This window comes from Corynebacterium sp. KPL2734, assembly GCF_040225595.1.
In the GTDB taxonomy this organism is placed as follows: domain Bacteria; phylum Actinomycetota; class Actinomycetes; order Mycobacteriales; family Mycobacteriaceae; genus Corynebacterium; species Corynebacterium rhinophilum.
In genome coordinates this window covers 197,451-215,160 of record NZ_JBEHFO010000001.1, presented here as the reverse complement: position 1 = coordinate 215,160, position 17,710 = coordinate 197,451, and the positions used below count along the sequence as shown (strand labels likewise).

General features: G+C 58.1%; 19 protein-coding genes. 3 read left to right on the top strand and 16 right to left on the bottom strand.

The genetic code is table 11. The features are described from left to right. Nucleotides 1-108: 108 nt before the first annotated feature. Nucleotides 109-597, top strand: coding sequence for a DUF2631 domain-containing protein (locus ABRP88_RS01005; RefSeq protein WP_284769599.1), 489 nt, complete (start codon nt 109-111; stop codon nt 595-597). 181 nt (nt 598-778) lie between these two features. Here the strand turns inward: ABRP88_RS01005 and rlmN are convergent, their stop codons facing one another. Further along, nucleotides 779-1,891 (bottom strand): dual-specificity RNA methyltransferase RlmN, encoded by a 1,113-nt coding sequence (gene rlmN, locus ABRP88_RS01000; protein WP_284769598.1) that lies wholly within the window; start codon nt 1,889-1,891, stop codon nt 779-781. A gap of 104 nt (nt 1,892-1,995) precedes the next feature. On the opposite strand from rlmN, the gene ABRP88_RS00995 reads away from it, so the two are divergent. Then, a complete protein-coding gene (locus tag ABRP88_RS00995; protein WP_349835763.1) occupies nt 1,996-2,397 on the top strand; it encodes a LapA family protein in 402 nt (133 codons plus the stop codon). A 109-nt stretch (nt 2,398-2,506) separates the two neighbouring features. Here ABRP88_RS00995 and ABRP88_RS00990 read toward each other — a convergent pair whose 3' ends face one another. From ABRP88_RS00990 to rpsB, 5 genes are all read right to left on the bottom strand, one after another. Then, complete coding sequence (locus tag ABRP88_RS00990) at nt 2,507-3,385, bottom strand: phosphatidate cytidylyltransferase (RefSeq protein ID WP_284769596.1); 879 nt, start codon at nt 3,383-3,385, stop codon at nt 2,507-2,509. A 123-nt stretch (nt 3,386-3,508) separates the two neighbouring features. Further along, a complete protein-coding gene (gene frr, locus ABRP88_RS00985; protein WP_349835761.1) occupies nt 3,509-4,066 on the bottom strand; it encodes a ribosome recycling factor in 558 nt (185 codons plus the stop codon). Nucleotides 4,067-4,136: 70 nt separating this feature from the next. After that, the gene (gene pyrH / locus ABRP88_RS00980; RefSeq protein WP_284769800.1) at nt 4,137-4,823 is read right to left on the bottom strand and encodes a UMP kinase; all 687 of its coding nucleotides are present in this window, start codon (nt 4,821-4,823) and stop codon (nt 4,137-4,139) included. 229 nt (nt 4,824-5,052) lie between these two features. Then, on the bottom strand, nt 5,053-5,865 hold the full coding sequence (gene tsf, locus ABRP88_RS00975) for a translation elongation factor Ts (protein WP_284769594.1): 813 nt from the start codon (nt 5,863-5,865) through the stop codon (nt 5,053-5,055). A gap of 304 nt (nt 5,866-6,169) precedes the next feature. Then, entirely contained in the window at nt 6,170-7,003 is an 834-nt protein-coding gene (rpsB, locus tag ABRP88_RS00970; protein ID WP_284769593.1) for a 30S ribosomal protein S2, read from the bottom strand. A gap of 391 nt (nt 7,004-7,394) precedes the next feature. Between rpsB and ABRP88_RS00965 the strand changes: the two genes are divergently transcribed. Then, entirely contained in the window at nt 7,395-7,916 is a 522-nt protein-coding gene (locus tag ABRP88_RS00965; protein WP_284796013.1) for a M23 family metallopeptidase, read from the top strand. Between the two features lie 7 nt (nt 7,917-7,923). On the opposite strand, the gene ABRP88_RS00960 is transcribed toward ABRP88_RS00965, so the two are convergent. The 10 genes from ABRP88_RS00960 to ABRP88_RS00915 all read right to left on the bottom strand — a co-directional run bounded on the left by ABRP88_RS00960 (nt 7,924) and on the right by ABRP88_RS00915 (nt 17,551). Next, nucleotides 7,924-8,841, bottom strand: a complete 918-nt coding sequence (locus ABRP88_RS00960; protein ID WP_349835759.1) for a tyrosine recombinase XerC — start codon at nt 8,839-8,841, stop codon at nt 7,924-7,926. A gap of 22 nt (nt 8,842-8,863) precedes the next feature. Continuing rightward, a complete protein-coding gene (dprA, locus tag ABRP88_RS00955) occupies nt 8,864-10,045 on the bottom strand; it encodes a DNA-processing protein DprA (RefSeq protein ID WP_349835757.1) in 1,182 nt (393 codons plus the stop codon). Next, the gene (locus ABRP88_RS00950) at nt 10,042-11,607 is read right to left on the bottom strand and encodes a YifB family Mg chelatase-like AAA ATPase (protein ID WP_284769589.1); all 1,566 of its coding nucleotides are present in this window, start codon (nt 11,605-11,607) and stop codon (nt 10,042-10,044) included. The genes dprA and ABRP88_RS00950 overlap by 4 nt, the downstream gene beginning before the upstream one ends. Then, on the bottom strand, nt 11,594-11,992 hold the full coding sequence (locus tag ABRP88_RS00945) for a YraN family protein (protein ID WP_284769588.1): 399 nt from the start codon (nt 11,990-11,992) through the stop codon (nt 11,594-11,596). Before ABRP88_RS00945 ends, ABRP88_RS00950 begins: the two co-directional genes overlap by 14 nt. Nucleotides 11,993-12,175: 183 nt before the next feature. Beyond that, nucleotides 12,176-12,481 carry a DUF2469 domain-containing protein gene (locus tag ABRP88_RS00940; protein ID WP_005278666.1) on the bottom strand — a complete coding sequence of 102 codons (306 nt, stop codon included), beginning with the start codon at nt 12,479-12,481 and terminating at the stop codon, nt 12,176-12,178. A gap of 62 nt (nt 12,482-12,543) precedes the next feature. Then, a complete protein-coding gene (locus ABRP88_RS00935; protein WP_284769799.1) occupies nt 12,544-13,194 on the bottom strand; it encodes a ribonuclease HII in 651 nt (216 codons plus the stop codon). Next, entirely contained in the window at nt 13,172-13,909 is a 738-nt protein-coding gene (gene lepB / locus ABRP88_RS00930; RefSeq protein WP_284769587.1) for a signal peptidase I, read from the bottom strand. The genes ABRP88_RS00935 and lepB (ABRP88_RS00930) overlap by 23 nt, the downstream gene beginning before the upstream one ends. Next, nucleotides 13,887-14,582: a signal peptidase I gene (gene lepB, locus ABRP88_RS00925; RefSeq protein ID WP_349835866.1), complete on the bottom strand. Its 696-nt coding sequence runs from the start codon at nt 14,580-14,582 to the stop codon at nt 13,887-13,889. The genes lepB (ABRP88_RS00930) and lepB (ABRP88_RS00925) overlap by 23 nt, the downstream gene beginning before the upstream one ends. Nucleotides 14,583-14,827: 245 nt before the next feature. Continuing rightward, nucleotides 14,828-15,172, bottom strand: a complete 345-nt coding sequence (gene rplS, locus ABRP88_RS00920) for a 50S ribosomal protein L19 (protein WP_005278655.1) — start codon at nt 15,170-15,172, stop codon at nt 14,828-14,830. Nucleotides 15,173-15,343: 171 nt separating this feature from the next. Continuing rightward, nucleotides 15,344-17,551 carry a YhgE/Pip family protein gene (locus tag ABRP88_RS00915; protein WP_349835755.1) on the bottom strand — a complete coding sequence of 736 codons (2,208 nt, stop codon included), beginning with the start codon at nt 17,549-17,551 and terminating at the stop codon, nt 15,344-15,346. Between the last annotated feature and the right edge of the window lie 159 nt (nt 17,552-17,710).

Here is a 17,710-nt window from a genome sequence, read left to right as displayed (position 1 = left end):
TGCTATGGGGTGGAGCCGGGCAAGAAGGCGGGGGTGTTTAATCGCCTTTGCAGCCACGATGTTTTAAAATAGTAGGCAGTCAAATGGCATTGGTGTGCCCCTCGATAAATGGACACACGCGATAGCGAAGGAGAGCAAGTGTCTTCCCACAAGCCGGTACCGCAGGTTTATGACGGTGTTTCTACCGAAGATGTTCCATCCGCAGGCTTCGGTTGGTCCCGCATCAGCCGCTCTGGTGTGCAAATCGCGGGTTGGATCTCCGTGATTTTCATGATTGGTTTCAACTTTGGTAACCACAAGGGCCACGTGGAGACCGTCTGGCTGGTTACCCTGACCGTCCTTCTGGTTGTGGGCCTGCTCATCTTCACCTTCGAGCCAAAGCTCAACCAGGTGCGCACCATCACCTCTAATAATAAGCCGGCCGACCACCAAGAACGTGACTGGATTTATGACCAGAAGACCGTTTCCGGTGCCTACACCGAGTTGACCGATTCCCAGCTGCGCGCGTTGAATATCGAGCCTTCCCGCGTATCCCACCTGCGTGTTGACTCTGCCTCCGATGCTGCCGAGGTAAGCACCGGCAAGCACGCGCTGTAATCCTAGCTACGAAAACCGCCGAGTCTTCCTTATTGCGAGGAGGCCCGGCGGTTTTGTGGTTTTGCCGGGCGTGTAGTTGTGCTGCCCCGCATACGCCAACACCCGCAAATACTAAAGACAAAGCCACCTAGGCACTTTTCAAACTATGCCTAAGTGGCTGTGGCGACCTGCCGGTTCTGGCTTAGGCCGACATGTCTTCTCGCTCATCGGCGGCAAGCTGGCCACAGGCTGCAGCGATTTCATCGCCCTTAGTATCGCGCACAGTGCACGGCACTCCTTGCGCCTGGACGCGACGCACGAATTCATCGAGGCGTGCCTTGGGAGCTGCGTCCCACTCTGAACCCGGAGTCGGGTTAAGCGGGATCACGTTGACGTGCACCTTAGAGCCAAGTTTCTGGTGCAACTTCCGGCCCAGCATATCGGCGCGGAAATCCTGATCGTTCTTATCCCGGATGAGGGCGTACTCGATAGATACACGGCGGGCGGATTTATCGGCGTAGTACCGTGCGGCATCGAGGACTTCATCAACGGACCAACGATTATTGACCGGCACCAAGTTATCGCGCAGTTCATCATCCGGAGTGTGCAGCGACACTGCAAGCGTGCAGGCAAGGTCTTCGTCCGCAAGCTTGCGAATGGCAGGTGCCAAACCCACGGTGGATACGGTCACATTGCGCTGCGAGAGCCCAAAGCCCGTCCCATCTTGGCCGGTAATCTGGCGCACCGCCTGAACCACACGCTTGTAATTTGCCAGCGGCTCGCCCATCCCCATGAAGACAACATTGGATAAGCGTCCGCCTTCGGCTGCCATCGCCGCGGCTGCATGACGGAACTGTTCGACGATTTCGCCGGTAGAAAGGTTGCGGTCTAGCCCGCCCTGGCCGGTGGCGCAAAACGGGCAGGCCATTCCGCAGCCAGCCTGAGAAGAAATGCACAAGGTAGCGCGGCCGGGGTACCGCATCAAGACAGACTCCAAAAGGGTGCCATCGTGCAAGCGCCACAAGGACTTAGTGGTCTCCCCATCATCCGTAGAAGTCGTACGAATAGGCTTCATGAGCTCAGGGAAGAAGGCGTCTTTGACCTCCTCGCGCTTGCCGGCGGGGATATCCGTCATCTCTTCGACATCGTCCGTGAGATGCTCGTAGTAGTGCTTAGCTATTTGCTTAGCGCGGAATTTAGGTAGACCGATTTCTGCGAGCTTATCAATGCGCTCGCTTTCAGAGAGATCCGCAAAATGCTTCGGTGGCAGTCCGCGCCGCGGCGCGGAGAAGTTAAGTTTTACTGGTTGAGCCATAATGATGCCCATCATTCCACGGTTTACCGGAACTTTTCCAATTGTGAACGCCTCATTTTATAGCCAAGTGGAATTTTGGAAGGGTTTACAGAAATAATGGACATATGACCAATCCGAAATACCCTGAAGATGACTTTTCTACCTCCGATGATAAGGCCACCGCGGCAGAAGATAATGCCGCTCTGACCGAAACCGGAAGCAAGGAAGTCTCCACCGACACCGGCACCACTGAGCCTGCTTCCGCCCCACAAAAAGCCCAAGGCTCATTCGCCGCTAGCACTTGGGCAGCGCTCATCGTGGGCTTCCTCTTGCTGATCGTATTAATCATCTTCATTCTGCAAAACCAGCAAGAAGTTCCAATGAACTTCCTCGGCTGGTCGGGTCAGTTCCCGGCGGGCATTGCCTACTTGATGTTCACCATCGGCGGCGCGCTCATCATGGCGCTTGTAGGTGTGTGGCGCATGCTGGAATTGCGCCGCCAATTGCGCAAGCAGACCCAAGGCTAAATAGCCCTACCGCCGCTTTCTCCTGCCTTGGAACGTTATTTCAGCAATGCAGTGAGAAGCGGTGGTTTGATATTCAGCACCCTTTGACACGCGGTGGTTTCAGCTCGGATTAGACCGCAAGGTTTGCCATAAAACTAATGGCCACCCAAGTAACCATGGCAGAGGGCAGCATGCCATCAAGGCGGTCCATAAGGCCGCCGTGCCCAGGGAGAATGTGGGACATGTCCTTAATGCCCAGCTCTCGTTTAAATTGCGATTCCACCAAGTCACCCAGCGAAGCGCAAATAACAAGGCCAAGGCCCATCAAGGCACCTACCCACGCCGAGTGGTGCAAGAGGAAGTGGACGGAAAGCGCCCCAACGATGACGCCGAAGGCTATGGAGCCGCAAAAGCCCTCCCAGGACTTCTTCGGGCTCACGGCCGGTGCCATGGGGTGCGAGCCGAACATCACACCAACGATATAGCCACCCGTATCAGAGGCGACCACGCACAACATAAAGACTACGATGGAAGCGGCGCCGCTGGCCACTGGGGAAGAAATCAGCGACAGCATGGCTGCAAAGGTCGCGAAAAGCGGAATCCACGTCAGCACGAAGATACCGACGGACATGTCCCGCAGGTAATTAATGGGTGGGCGATGCCGACCGTTATGAAAAAGCCTGCCGAACATCAAAATGAGGACTGCTGTGACATATACGGCCACGAGGCCGGGCGCGCCAAGCGGCCAGGAAATCCACACCATGGCTTGACCCAAAATGATTAACAGGGTGCGCGGGATATAGTACGAGTTCTCCCGCAAGCGGGTAAGAACTTCCCACATGGCCCCGCCGACCGCGACTGCTACCACCGCATACCAAGCCAAGGGGCCAGCCCAGACGGCGAGGACGACGAGGGCGCCGAGCCCCACGCCTACTCCAATAGCCGCCGGCAAGTCACGGCCGGGACCATTTTTCGGCTGCGGCAATCGGCGGTTCAAGGCGTCACTCACCGTGACCGGCTCCTTTCACTTGGCGTTGTATGCGCGTCGCGGGGCTTGTCTATTTCCTATACAAAAATACTACGTATAGAAAAGCGCCGCCGGCCGATTGGGCGCGGCGGCAGCGGAAAAGTCCTAGACCTCCATCAATTCGGATTCCTTGTTTTCCACTAGCTTGTCAATCTGCTCGACGTAGCCAGCGGTAATCTTTTCCATTTCCTTCTCTGCGGCAAGGACCTCATCCTCGCCCTCTTCGCCATCCTTTTGGAGCATCTTCAGCTGTTCCATGGCCTTGCGGCGAATATTGCGGATTGCGATCTTGCCGTCCTCGCCCTTGCTCTTAGCCAGCTTGACCATTTCCTTACGGCGTTCCTCGGTCAGCTGGGGAACGGTCACACGCAGTACGTGACCGTCGTTGGTGGGGTTAACGCCCAAATCCGAGTTGCGGATGGAGTTTTCAATCTCTTGGATCATGGACTGCTCGTATGGCTTGATGAGCAACATGCGCGGCTCTGGAACAGAGATGGTAGCCATCTGAGTAATCGGCGTCGGCGCACCGTAGTACTCCGCGATGAGCCCGTTGAACATCGCTGGGTTCGCGCGTCCGGTACGAATGGTCACCAGCTGCTCGCGGGTGTGCTCGACGGAAGCGGTCATGTGCTCTTCGGCTTCGAGCTGAATGTCATCGATCATGAGGCTGAATCATCCTTCAACGTTGAGGGGTAGCTGTATAAAAGGTAGCAGGTTCTGTGTCGTTTTAGAATTAGGACTGCACCAGCGTGCCGATAACCTGGCCGCTGGCCGCGCGGGCGATATTTCCCTCTTCTAGGAGGTTGAAGACCAAGATCGGCATGTCATTGTCCATGCACAGGCTAAAGGCGGTTGCATCGGCAACCTTGAGCCCCTTTTCAATGACCTCGCGCGGAGTAATTTGGGTGTAGAGCTCCGCATCCGGGTTCGTGCGTGGGTCATCGGAGTACACGCCATCAACGCCCTTGGCCAAGAAGAGCACATCGGCGCCAATTTCCAAGGCGCGCTGCGCGGCCGTGGTGTCCGTGGAGAAATACGGCATGCCCATGCCGGCACCGAAGATAACCACGCGGCCCTTCTCTAGGTGTCGGTCAGCGCGCAGCGGCAGGTACGGCTCGGCGATTTGCGCCATGTTGATAGACGTTTGCACACGGCAATCAACGCCCTTTTGCTTCAAGAAGTCCTGCAGGGCCAACGAGTTCATGACTGTGCCCAGCATTCCCATGTAGTCAGAGCGGGCGCGGTCCATGCCGCGCTGCGAGAGCTCTGCTCCGCGGAAGAAGTTGCCGCCGCCGATCACCACGGCGATTTCGATCCCCTGCTCAGCTACTTCAGCGATTTGGCGAGCTACATTTTCGACAACGTCCGGGTCAATTCCGACTTTGCCTCCGCCAAACATTTCGCCGCCGAGTTTCAGCATTACTCGTTTGTATCCGGTTCGCTTTTCGTCTGCAGAAGTCACGCCTTCATCGTCTCCTTTTGCGCGGGCTGATTTTATTTCTTTTCCATCTTACCCACACTGCCACCGGTTCCCCACACTGCACCATAGGCCAGCAGCCACCGCTTCCCCAGTGTCCCTAGACAGCACAAAAGCCCACAGAGAGGACACTCCTCCCGTGGGCTTTAAAGGCTAAAAAGCGGGCTTAAACTTAAGCGCCAACCTCGTAGCGGACGAAGCCGGTAATGGTGGTGCCGGCCTCTTCTGCGACCTGCTTGACGGTCTTCTTGTTATCGGACAAGGAAGCCTGCTCCAGCAAGACAACGGACTTGTAGAAGCCGTTCAGGCGGCCTTCCACGATCTTTGGAAGAGCAGCCTCAGGCTTGCCCTCCTCACGAGTGGTGGCCTCAGCGATGGAGCGCTCCTTCTCGACGATCTCTGCAGGAACGTCTTCGCGCTTCAGATACTCAGCGTTCATAGCTGCAATCTGCAGTGCGGCAGCGTGTGCGCCTTCCTTGTTGCCTTCGTAGGAAACCAAGACACCGACTGCAGGAGGCAGGTCAGCGGAACGCTGGTGCAGGTAGACAGCAACATTGTCGCCATCGACAGTGACTGCACGACGTGCCTGCAGCTTCTCACCGGTCTTTGCGGACTCCTGGTCAACGAACTCGGAGACCTTCTGGCCGTCGATCTCTACGTTGTTGAGTTCTTCCGGGGAGTTAGCCTTGGCTGCGGCTGCAGCTTCAACAATCTTGTTAGCGAAGGACTGGAAGCCTTCGTTCTTTGCCACGAAGTCGGTCTCACAGTTGATCTCAACCATGGTGTTGCCGGATACGGCAACGAGACCTTCGGTAGCCTCGCGGTCAGCACGCTTGGACACGTTCTTAGCGCCCTTGATGCGCAGGAATTCAACGGCCTTGTCGTAGTCGCCGCCGTTTTCTTCCAGGGCCTTCTTGCAATCGAGCATGCCGGAGCCAGTTGCTTCGCGCAGTGCCTTCACGTCTGCAGCAGTGTAGTTCGCCATAGTTAGGGCGATCCTCCTTGAAAATCAATCAGTGTTCGTTGAGACAGCGTAGCCGAAGTAGCGGTCTCGCGCCGTCTTTGGGTGGGAAATCTACCCCATTTTGCCTTCATCAATGCGGTCGTACTGAGGCTAATTTTAGCCGCCTCCAGCATAGATAAAAGTAACCCCCACCGCCGTAGCACACGGTGGTAGGGGTCAGGTAAACAGCCTTGTACAGGAATTATTCCCTAGCTGCCCCACACCAAAATGTGCGTGGGGTATTCAATTAAGTGCAGTTAAGAAAGAATCCTCACAAGAGGCAGGCCTACTGTGCAGGCTTGTCTGCGGGTGCTTCCTCGGTCTTTTCTGCAGAAGCAGGATCGGATGCGGCTGCAGCAGCCTCAGCATCGCGCTGTTCCTTCTCTGCGGAATCGCCGGCAGCTTCCTTAGCGGCTGCAAGCTGACGCTCCTCGCGAGCCTTCTTACCTTCTTCGACGGCAGAAGCCACGATGCCGGACAGCAGCTTGGTGGAACGGATTGCGTCATCGTTGCCCGGAATCGGGAAGTCAACATCATCTGGGTCGCAGTTGGTGTCCAAGATGGCAACAACCGGGATGTTCAGCTTGTGAGCTTCCTTAACCGCGATGTGCTCCTTGTTGGTGTCAACAATCCACAGTGCGGACGGGGTCTTAGCCATCTCGGAGATGCCGCCCAGAACGCGCTCAAGCTTGGCGCGCTCGCGGTTAAGCATCAAAACTTCCTTCTTGGTACGGCCCTTGTAGCCGTCCTCACGCTCATCCATAGCCTGAAGCTCCTTCATGCGCTTCAGACGCTTGGACACGGTCTGGAAGTTGGTGAGCATGCCACCCAACCAACGGTGGTTGACATAAGGCATGCCGACGCGGGTTGCTTCTTCAGCAACTGCTTCCTGCGCCTGCTTCTTGGTGCCAACGAAAAGGATGGTGCCACCGTGAGCGACGGTTTCCTTAACGAATTCGTATGCCTCATCGATGTAGGTCAGCGTCTGCTGCAGGTCGATGATGTAGATGCCGTTACGGTCAGTGAAGATGAAACGACGCATCTTCGGGTTCCAGCGACGGGTCTGGTGGCCAAAGTGCACACCAGCGTCGAGGAGCTCGCGCATGGTTACAACTGCCATGATTCGCTCGCTTTCTTTTAATTGTCTTTCGGTTTTTCCAAATGTGCGGTGTTTTATTCCGCACCCTAGCAACGAAGGCCCTGCTAACACCTTGTTTCCAAGGACCACGTCAGCTATCGGACCGCCACATCCTTAATGCAGGATGCGACAACTTCGTCGCGCGTAGTCAATGCCTCCGTGATGATTACCACCCAGCGGACACACTGCTATAGAAGACAATAATCCCAGCCAGCTGGATTTTCCAAACCGAACGAGCACTTTTCCACAAGTTCCTCTGGCCGCTGCATCTCGATTGTCACTCGAGTTTCTTCCGCCCCAACGCTGTCAATTTATCCACAGCTAATCCAGGCTTCGCAGGACAATATTGGCCCAACGCTTCACACTGTGCCCCATGAACCGTTTGCTACGACCACACAACAACGCCGCTTGCCGATGCCCCCTTCTCCCCTCCGTCACCACCATCCTGACTGGTGCGCTAGTACTACTGTGCGCTGCGCCCGCTGCCGCATATGTCGATCCCGCCTCCGGAAAGACGCGCCCGGTTCGGGTGCTACGCGGCTTTGATAAGCCCGAGCATAAGTGGAGCGCCGGACACCGCGGCGTCGATATGGCCCTGCGAATAGGCGGTACCGTCGTCGCCGCCGAATCAGGCACCGTCGCTTTTGTCGGCACCGTTGCAGGCACCCCAGTCATTTCGATTGACCATGCCGACGGCATTCGCACCACGTATCAACCAGTGCACGCGAGCGTTACCCAAGGCCAAGAAGTGCGCGAGGGACAAACTATAGGCAAGCTCGGCCACCCAGTAGACGGCACACCAGGGCTGCATTGGGGCGCCCGAATCGCCAAAGACAGCTATATCGACCCACTAAGCCTGCTAGATATGCCGGTCATCCGGCTTAAGCCTTTATGAGAATTACTCAGGCCCGCGGGTGCGCCTGGGAATAGACCTGCTTTAACCGCTTTGCGGAGACATGCGTATAAATCTGTGTGGTACTCAAGGATGAATGGCCCAGTAGCTCTTGGACCACGCGCAGATCCGCCCCGCCTTCTAGGAGGTGAGTAGCCGCAAGGTGGCGCACCCCGTGCGGTGTGAGCCCGCTTGTGCCCGTAACCGCTGCGGCTTTTTCCACGATGCGCCGCACCTGGCGCTGATCAATGCGCGCTCCCCTACTGCCCACAAAAATGGCCTGGGTATCTCCCCGCGCCAGTTCTTTGCGCCCGCCATCTATCCACTGCTGCAGGGCATCGGTTGCGGCGGTACCGAAGGGCACGACCCTTTGCTTGTTTCCCTTACCAGTAACGCGCGCGGTGGAACGCTTAAAGTCCACGTCCCCGATATCGAGGCGGGCCAATTCCGCAACGCGCATTCCGGTAGCATAGAGCAGCTCCAAAATGGCGCTATCGCGCTGAAAATGGGCTTCATCGACTGAAACGGCATTGCCCACAAGTTCACCCGCCTGTTGCGGCGCCATGACCGTTGGGAGATGCTGGCCCACCTTCGGTGTTACCAATCGTGCCGCGACATCACGGCTTAGGTAGCCTTCCCTTTCCGCCCAGGTGGAAAAGGCTTTAACTGAGGCAGTCCTGCGTGCCAGCGTTGCGCGCGCTTTGCCTTCTGCAACCGCGTTGCCCAGCCACCGCCGCAGGTTATTGAGATTAAGGTCCGCAAAAGTATCGATGTCTTGGGCCAGGTTTTTTAAGTCCGCGCGGTAGCCACGCACCGTGGCCTCCGCACGGCCTTTGACCTGGAGCTGGAAGTCCGCAAAATCCTCGATGGCCTCATCCATTTGCCCCACCGGAGCATTGCTTTCTGCAGCCTTCCGTTTATCACTCATACCCCATGAGTTTACTTCCTTTTCAGCCCATCTCTAAGCGAACCCAGTTATTTCCTTCCCGCACGATCACGCACATTTTCTCTAGGGTAAGCAATAAGTGGATAGTAAGAGGAAGGCGGAATCCCGCGTCGCGTGCAATATCTTCAGCGGTGGCTGCAGGGCGTCCCGGCGGCGGGGTCGCATCAAAAACACGTAACTCATTCCGCGATAGCCGCTGCGTTAAGGACGCCGCAAAATTCATCTCATATTGCGCCTCCGGATCGACCGTCCCGGCGCGGCTGACTAGGGCGCGAACTTCATCGGCGCTGGCGACCAACTGGGCCCGCCCGTCTTGGATGCGCTGGTGGCACCCGAGCGAGCCGCTCGTCGTAATTGGTCCCGGCACGGCCATGGCAACGCGCCCTAAAGCTTCCGCCCAGTTGAGGGTATTAAGCGCGCCGGAACGATACGCGGCTTCCATGACCACGATTCCTTGGCTCAGCGCTGCAACAAGGCGGTTGCGAATAAGGAAGCGATGCCGCTTGGGTGCTGTCTCGGGGGCGAATTCGGAGACGATGCAGCCATTATCGGCAATCTGATCGAAGAGTCCACCATTGCGGGCCGGATAATTCTTGTCGATTCCGCATGCGGCTACCGCAACGGTGCGCCCCGCATTGTGTAAGGCGGTCTCATGCGCCACCGTATCTACTCCCAAGGCGCCGCCGGAGACGATCGTCCATTCGTGGTTTACCAGGCCTAAGACCACGCTTTGGGTTGCCTGCCACCCATAGCGCGAAATGGCGCGCGTGCCCACGATCCCTACGGCCTGCCCTACCTCGGGTTTGAGTGCTGAGCCGCGTACCCACAAGCTATGTGGCGGCACTGCTTGTTCATCGAATGTGGCCGGCGCGTCCGCGCCATTCTGGTAGAAACCGAAGGCGGAAGAGAATTCCTCTGTCGGCCACTCCGGGCTATCGGCCGTAATCAAGCGCGCCCCTACGCGCTCTGCCGCAGCGAGATCTTCTTTTTGCCGCACCCAATCAAACCGCGAGGCGGTGCGGGCCAAAAGCGGCCCGATCCAATCGGCTCGGTGATAAATCCCGTGGGCAATCTCTTCCGCCGAATGGTGCTCCAGCAAGGCCTGCAAGGAGGCAGACGGGCCCTCAACCACGCGATTGAGATATACCCACGTGGCAAGTGGAGTGGATAAATCAAGCTCACTCATGCCGAAATCCTCCCCACCGTCTGGCTCGAGCGAAGGTCGAGGGCTTGGCCCACTTCCGCAAGATCCGGCCTAGAGCTTCCGTGCAGATCGGCCAAGGTCCACGACACGCGCAGGACGCGGTCGATACCGCGCTGCGAAATCTCGCCTTCGGCTAAGTAGGCAGACAGCATGATCATCGCGGACTCGGAAGCTGGGCGGTGTCGGCGCAAATAGGACGAGGACACGGCGCCATTGACGCGTGCCGGAATGTCATCAGCTGCCCAGCGTGCCCGGGCGCGGTCACGGGCTGCGGCGACGCGCTCAGCAATGGCGGAAGATGATTCTTCGCCCTCCGCGTTAATGGTGGCTGACTGCCCAGACAGGGTGACCACCATGTCCAAGCGGTCACGCAAGGGCCCAGACAGGTTCGATAGATAATTAAGCCGGTCATGCGGATTGCAGGTGCATTTAGAGGGATCCTCGGCAGCGCACCGGCAGGGATTGGCGGCCATAATGAGCTGGAAACGCGCCGGGTAGTCTATTTCTTGCTGCGCGCGTGCTAGGCGGACATGGCCTTCTTCTAAAGGCGCCCGCATGCCGTCGAGGACCGGTGCGCTTACCTCGCTGACTTCATCGAGGAAGAGCACCCCATTATGGGCCAGGCTCACCGCACCTGGGCGAGGATGGCCACTTCCACCACCAAGGAGCGCTGCGCGGGTGACCGAAGAGTGCGGGGCGATGAAGGGAGCATGGGAGACCACTTCTCCGGGGGTTCCTGTCAGCGAGTGGATAGCGGTGGTTTCTACCATCTGGTCTGGGCTCAGGTCCGGAAGGATGCTGGGCAGGCGCGAGGCGATCATGGATTTTCCCGAGCCCGGTGGGCCGATCATCAACAGGTGGTGTCCACCGGCAGCGGCGACTTCTGCCGCCCACTTCGCATGATGCTGCCCGGCTATATCGCAATAGTCGAGCCGTTCCTGTGTGGGTGCCGGTGCGGGGTGGTCAGAGCAGCACTCGGCTGCGCGAGGCAGGTCACGCTCTCCTAGCGCCCACGCAAAGGCATCAAAGAGCGTGGCTGCAACCAAGACATTCATATCGGGCACGAGGGTGGCCTCGGCGGCATTTCCTGGCGGAATAACCAGCGTGTTAATGCCCTCCTCGCGGGCGGCAAGAAGTGCTGGGATAATGCCGGGGACTGCTCTAACCGTGCCGTCCAGCCCCAGTTCCCCGAGCACCAAGGTTTCTTCGAGAACCCGGCTGGGTGCCTGCACGAAGCGCGCGTAATCAGCGCCGTGCTGTTCTACGTGGGCGGCGAGAATCGCAAGGGCCATGGGCAGGTCAAAGTGGGAGCCTGATTTTGGTAAAGAGGCCGGCGACATGGACACGATGACCTTGGTTTTCGGCCACGGCAGGCGGGAGTTCGCGGCGGCGGTCTTGATGCGGTCGCGGGATTCAGATATCGCAGTATCCGCATGCCCCACCACATGGATTCCGGGAAGCCCGTGCCCCACATTCGCTTCGACGTTGATAACGCGGGCGAGCACGCCGTGTAGGGAGACTGCTAAACATTTACCGAGAGCCATCGTCGACCCCCGTAAAGTGTTCTAGCTCAAAGCCCTCGTTTTTGGCCACGAGGGCTATGACATCAAAGCGCACTGTGGAAAGTGGCTTGCCATCTAACCATTGGACGGCGGCCCTGCGCATGCGCGAAAGCTTGTGTGGAGTTACGGCCTCAGCTATGCCAAAGCTCGCTGTAGAGCGGGTTTTCACCTCGACGAAGACGATAGTGCCATCTGGCTCGCGGGCGATCAGATCGATTTCTCCCACGCGGTAGCTAACGTTTGCGGCGATGATCTCGGATCCCCGCTGGCGGAGGTAGCGCGCGGCAAATGATTCGCCCCGCTTGCCTAGCTGTTGTCTATACCGAGGATGTTTCGTGGCCAAGTGTTTATCTGATGCAAATTGCATGTGCGGTGTCCTTTTCTTTCGTGCTGTTTTGTACTGCACGCACAGAACACCGCAGGATGCGGGCAGGCTACAAGCCCGAAAACCAGAAAACCGCCGCAGCTGTGAATAACTTCGACATCACGAAGAGTTATCCACAGCTGCGGCGGAATGCAGCGGGCGCCGAGTTGACAGGCGCGCTAAGCCCTAGTCCGGCATGATGAAATCCGGCTTATCCAATTCCTCGATATTGACGTCCTTGTAGGTAATGACGCGAACGTAGCGCACAAAGCGCGCGGAACGATACATATCCCATACCCAGGCATCGGACATGCGCACCTCGTAGTACACATCGGGCCCGGCGGTATGGGGAATCAGTTCTACGGCATTGGCCAGGTAGAAACGACGCTCGGTTTCTACGACATAAGAAAACTGGCTGACGACATCGCGATATTCGCGGTAAAGGGACAGCTCTACCTCTGCCTCGTAGTTTTCGAGTTCCTCTGCACTCACTGTGGACCTCCAAAAGATGGGATAGCTCGCCCTAGCTTAGCGCGCAGAAACCACAATTTTCGCTAGGCACGCGCAGTGAATTGGGCATGGGCGCGCTGCACATTGCTGTAGCTCATGCGGTGTTCCGGGCTCGCCCCCAAAGCGGCAATCGCGGCCTCGTGCGCCTTGGTGCCATAGCCCTTATGCCCAGCCAAGCCATAGCCCGGAAAACGCTCATCCAGATCCCGCATGAGGTGATCCCGGCTTACCTTGGCCAACACGCTTGCCGCCGCAATGCATCGCGCCGCCGCATCCCCGCCAATAATGGGCAGGTGAGGTTGGGTAAGGCCGGGGATATAGAGGGCATCGGAAAGCACATAGCCTGGGCGCTTGTCCAGGCGCGCTACCGCCCTGCGCATGCCTGAGGTATTCGCGTGCTGGATGCCGCGCTTGTCGATGTCCCCTGCCGCAATATGGACCACCGACCAGTCCACAGCCTTGTCTTTAATGATGGGAAAGAGCTTTTCTCGTTGGCGGGGCGTGAGCTTCTTGGAATCGGTTAAGGTATCCAATTCTCCCACGATGCGCTCGGGCAGGATGCAGGCGGCGATGGTGATGGGGCCGCAGCACGCACCGCGGCCGGCTTCATCCACCCCAGCGACGGGGCCGAGCCCCGCTCGGGCCAGCGCCACCTCAAAGGTGCGCTGCTGTTTAAGCCGCCGCATTCTGGATATCCGGATCGTCGATGCCACCAAAGCGCGATACGGGCAAGACCACGGCTTCTACCTTGCCGCGCACATTATCGACCGGCACGGTGCCTTGCAGGTGATCTCCGATGTGCGCGCGGGAATCAAGGGAATTGGTGCGGTTATCCCCCATGACCCACATATTGCCTTCCGGGACGGTCACGGGGCCAAAGTACTCGCCGCCACAAGCCTGCGAGCCGGAGCCAGGATCCACCGGAATCTCGGGAGGATCCAACGTGAAGCTCTGATCTATCGGTGCGCCATCCACCATCACCGCGGAATCGCCCTCTTCGCACTTGACCGTCTGGCCCTCGGTAGCGATAACGCGCTTGACCAGGATATTTTCCCCATTGGGCAAAAGCCCCACGGATGCAAGGGCATTTTGGGCACCGCGCACCAGCACGTTTTCGGAGCGCTGAACTTCAAATTCGGTATTCCAGGATTCGGGTCCTTCAAAAACCACGACATCGCCTGGATCTGGGTCGTGGAAATAATAGCTCATTTTCTGCACCGCGATGCGGTCATTATCGCAGCCAGTACAGCCATGCAGCGTGGGTTCCATCGACGCGGAGGGAATGACATACATCCGGCCGACGAAAGCCTGCAGTAGGACTAAGAGCACGAAGCCGCCTATGACCGGTGCGAGGAAATCCCGGGTGCGCAGGCGCTGTTGTTGCGGCTTAGCTTTGGATGTCTGGGTCATCGACCCCACCAATGCGGTTGAACGGCCAGAATACGAACTGCACCTTTCCGCGCACATTCTCTACGGGGATCGTGCCGTGGAAATTATCACCCATGTGGTAACGCGAATCAGCAGACGCGGTGCGGTTATCCCCCATGACCCAGATATTCTCTTCGGGCACCTTCACTGGGCCGAAATACGGGCCGCCGCATGCTTCCGATCCGGTCGACTCATCCACTGGGTAGGTCGGCGGATCCTGTACGTAGTCCTGATTGATGGGCTTGCCATCCACCATGACGGCGGGATCGCCCTCTTGGCACGACACCGTCTGCCCACCGATGGCGATAACGCGCTTGACCAGGGTATTTTCATCTGGCGGTGCCAGGGAAATAAAGCTCAACGCATCCTGGATGCCATGAATGACGGAATTGGATGAGCGCGGAGACACGTAACTCCCGTTCCAGTCGTCCGTGCCCTTAAAGACCACAACGTCTCCTGGCTCTGGGCCCTTATCGCCGTAGTAGGAGACCTTTTCTGTAAAGATGCGGTCATTTGTGCATCCCTCACAGCCGTGCAGTGTCGGCTCCATGGATCCTGAGGGAATCACGTATTGGCGGCCAATGAAGTTTTGGAATAGCCCCACGACCACCAGCACGGAAATGACGACCACGAGAGTCTCCAGCCACCACGGCATTTGTTTTTTCTCCGTGGCTACCTTCTCCGTGGCCGCTTCTTTGCCCTGCGAGATGCTTTCGTTATTCACCCGTCAGATCCTAGCAACTGCATGCCCGCAATACGGATTGGCTCCCGTGACTGCGGGGCGATTCACAGGAAATCGAAATGATTTGAAGAGAACGCAATAAAAATCTCCCTCCCTTTCCCGGCACTGTGGATGTGGGAAAGGAAGGGAGAGAAACGCTGCGCGCAGCGGCGCTAGAACTAGCGACGCTCCTTGATGCGAGCCTTCTTGCCGCGCAGATCGCGCAGGTAGTACAGCTTCGCACGGCGGACGCGGCCGCGGCGGGAGACCTTGATGGACTCGAGGTTCGGGGAGTGAACCGGGAAGGTACGCTCTACGCCGATACCGAAGGACACCTTACGCACGGTGAAGGTCTCGCGGATACCGGAGCCCTGGCGGCGGATGCAGATGCCCTTGAAGAGCTGTGCACGCTCGTTGTTACCCTCAATAACCTTGACATTGACGTCGAGGGTATCGCCGGGGCGGAAGGACGGGATGTCGTCGCGCAGCTGTGCTGCATCGACCTTGTCGATAATGTTGGTCATACCAATATTCCTTTTCAGTTTGGGACAGAGGACCCTGGCGGCTTGAAGCCTGACCGGTTCGTGCCCGTTACATAGAACGATGGACTATCTTTCCATAGGAACCGGCCAATTCCAAATTCCTCTGCTTCGCAGATTTACTACCCTACCTGGGGCGAACGGGCCGGGCGCAGCTTAGGCAGGCATGGGAGAGCGGAAGCGGGAATGGTGCTCATCGAGGATCTTCGCCGTGCCCAGGTGCCGTGCTCGGAAGACGAGGTACGAGGCCCCCACCGCAATCACCGTGATGCCAAAGAGGATGATAATCCCGCTCCAGAACGTTCCATCATGAATGCCATCGGTGGCGCGGGTAAAGGCATCCTTGGCGTAGGACATCGGATGGAAGGGGTGCAGCAGGCTCAGCGCACGCGGAATCGCCACGACCGGCCATACCCCGCCAAAGACCATGACGCCCAGGGCGAAGGCGCCGGCGGCAAAGATCGAACCAATCTTGCGCCCGAAGGTAACCAGGAAGAACTGGTAGGTCGCAGCACCTACAGCGGATATCGCAGCAAGTACGAGCGCGATCATGGACCAACTTGCCGGCTGCCATCCCAGGGTAGAAGACATCAGGGCCATAAACGCTAGTACGAGGAAGTTCAGCCCGGTCAGCGCGACAAAGGCGCCGAAGACGCTGCGGGCAGGGCTAGTTATCCGGGCTCCCCTACGCGCCATGTAGTACGGCAGCGTCATCGCCAGCAGCAGCATCACGAGGAAGCCGAATACGAGCACGAAGAGCATGGAGGCGCCGCCGGTAATATTCTTCTCGGTCGGGTCCGCTGGGTTTACCACCGTTTGCACGGGGTGGACATTAGATGCGGTGAAGTTGATGGGTACCGCCATATTTTGCGCGGAATCCTCAGGACGGGAAACGGTGGGAGCTTTAGCTGCGCCCTCGGCAAGCTTCGTGGATAGTTCGCCGGAGCCTTCCTTGAGGCGATCCATGCCGCCCTTCAGCTCAGCTCCGCCTTCTGCCAGCCGGCCGGTGCCCTCCTTAAGCGCGCCCGTGCCATCGTGGAGGCGAGATGCGCCATCCTGCAGGCGGGACGCGCCGTCCTGCAGCTGCGAGGTACCGTCACTAAGCTTCCCGACTCCGCCGCGCAGTTCCTTGATGCCATCAGACAGGCGGTGTGCCCCGCCGTTGAGCGTGGTAAGGCCGCCCAGATATTCCGATTGCGGATCGGACAGGTTGTAGTGCAACTGGCCGGTACCTGCGGAAAGTTTTTCCAGCTGCCCCACCATATTCCCACTCGATGCGGGATCAAGCTTGGATACGAGCGAATAAAGCTGGTCTGCTTGTTGGGTCATGCCGAGCCCGCGCAGAATGTCTACCAGCTGGGTAAGACCAGGCACCACGGCTTGGGCTTGTTTCAGCACGGGGATCAGCATGCCCGTGAGCTGATTGACACCGGCATCGATTTGGCCCGCACCATCGGCGAGGCGGCCGGTACCGGCAAGGAGCTTATCGGAGCCATCGGCAAGCCGGGTGGCACCGTCATCGAGGCGCGCGGCGCCATCGCTCAGCCGGCCCGCACCATCATTCAACTGGCCGACGCCATCATTGAGCCGCGTCGTTCCGTTGAGGAGCTCGGCCGTGCCGTTATTAAGCGTTCCCGCACCGTTGTCGAGCTTGTTAATTCCGTCAATCGCGCGCCCGCCGCCCTCTTGCAGCTTGCCGACGCCTTCATCGAGTCGCCCCGCGCCGTCCGCGGCATTGTTCAGGCCGTCGCTCAACTTAGTAAGCCCTTCGATGACCTGGTCAGCGTACTTTTTGGAAATGGCGTTTTCCACGCTGGTTTGCACCTGCGGAATAAGGCTGGAGGAAATCACTGAGCCATTCGTGCCGTAGTAGTCATTGGTAGCGAAGTTTATCTCAGGCTTTTCGGGCTTTTCGCTGATAATGGTGACGGCTTGTTCGGAAAAGTTCTTCGGGATCGTCACCACCATCAAGTACTTGCCCTTGACCAGGCCCTCATCGCCGTCGTTCTTATTGACCTCAGAGAAGTTGAGGTAATCGGTATCCAGCAAGCCCTTGACCACCTGGTCGCCATAGTTGGTGTGCTTGCCCTGCTTATCCACGCCCGCATCTTCATTGACCACGGCAAGGTCAATATTGCGCATGTACTTGGATGGATCCCACATAGCCCACATCATGGTTCCGGCCACGATGATGGGAGCAACGAGGAGGAATACGATAAGCACCCGCGACAAAGCGCTGCGCGGGCGCCAATCCAAGAGGCGGTGCCAGCCCAGCACTCCCCGGCCCTTGGGTTCCTCGCCGCTTATCGAAGGCATCTCTGCGGTGTCCCCGGCACCTTGACCGCTATCGGCCGCACGACTCATAGTTGTCTCCTTATGGCAGTAGTTCAGCGTCCCCCTTGCCCCGCTCTACTCAGCAGTGCCTCGCTGGAACAGGAGAAGAAGGACGCCATTTACTTAGTTTTGCCAAACTTACCATTAATGGACGCGGGAGTCCGCATCGACTGCGAAGTGGCGGTCATA

Excerpts from the sequence above, each read along its gene's own strand:
- rlmN (WP_284769598.1), bottom strand. The coding sequence starts at position 1,891 with ATGGCTCAACCAGTAAAACTTAACTTCTCCGCGCCGCGGCGCGGACTG.
- ABRP88_RS00945 (WP_284769588.1), bottom strand. The coding sequence starts at position 11,992 with ATGCAATTTGCATCAGATAAACACTTGGCCACGAAACATCCTCGGTAT.
- ABRP88_RS00995 (WP_349835763.1), top strand. The coding sequence starts at position 1,996 with ATGACCAATCCGAAATACCCTGAAGATGACTTTTCTACCTCCGATGAT.
- tsf (WP_284769594.1), bottom strand. The coding sequence starts at position 5,865 with ATGGCGAACTACACTGCTGCAGACGTGAAGGCACTGCGCGAAGCAACT.
- rpsB (WP_284769593.1), bottom strand. The coding sequence starts at position 7,003 with ATGGCAGTTGTAACCATGCGCGAGCTCCTCGACGCTGGTGTGCACTTT.
- lepB (WP_284769587.1), bottom strand. The coding sequence starts at position 13,909 with ATGACCCAGACATCCAAAGCTAAGCCGCAACAACAGCGCCTGCGCACC.
- ABRP88_RS00915 (WP_349835755.1), bottom strand. The coding sequence starts at position 17,551 with ATGAGTCGTGCGGCCGATAGCGGTCAAGGTGCCGGGGACACCGCAGAG.
- ABRP88_RS00960 (WP_349835759.1), bottom strand. The coding sequence starts at position 8,841 with ATGAGTGATAAACGGAAGGCTGCAGAAAGCAATGCTCCGGTGGGGCAA.
- ABRP88_RS00950 (WP_284769589.1), bottom strand. The coding sequence starts at position 11,607 with ATGGCTCTCGGTAAATGTTTAGCAGTCTCCCTACACGGCGTGCTCGCC.
- ABRP88_RS01005 (WP_284769599.1), top strand. The coding sequence starts at position 109 with ATGGACACACGCGATAGCGAAGGAGAGCAAGTGTCTTCCCACAAGCCG.
- pyrH (WP_284769800.1), bottom strand. The coding sequence starts at position 4,823 with ATGCTGAAACTCGGCGGCGAAATGTTTGGCGGAGGCAAAGTCGGAATT.
- lepB (WP_349835866.1), bottom strand. The coding sequence starts at position 14,582 with ATGCCGTGGTGGCTGGAGACTCTCGTGGTCGTCATTTCCGTGCTGGTG.
- ABRP88_RS00965 (WP_284796013.1), top strand. The coding sequence starts at position 7,395 with ATGAACCGTTTGCTACGACCACACAACAACGCCGCTTGCCGATGCCCC.
- rplS (WP_005278655.1), bottom strand. The coding sequence starts at position 15,172 with ATGACCAACATTATCGACAAGGTCGATGCAGCACAGCTGCGCGACGAC.
- frr (WP_349835761.1), bottom strand. The coding sequence starts at position 4,066 with ATGATCGATGACATTCAGCTCGAAGCCGAAGAGCACATGACCGCTTCC.
- dprA (WP_349835757.1), bottom strand. The coding sequence starts at position 10,045 with ATGAGTGAGCTTGATTTATCCACTCCACTTGCCACGTGGGTATATCTC.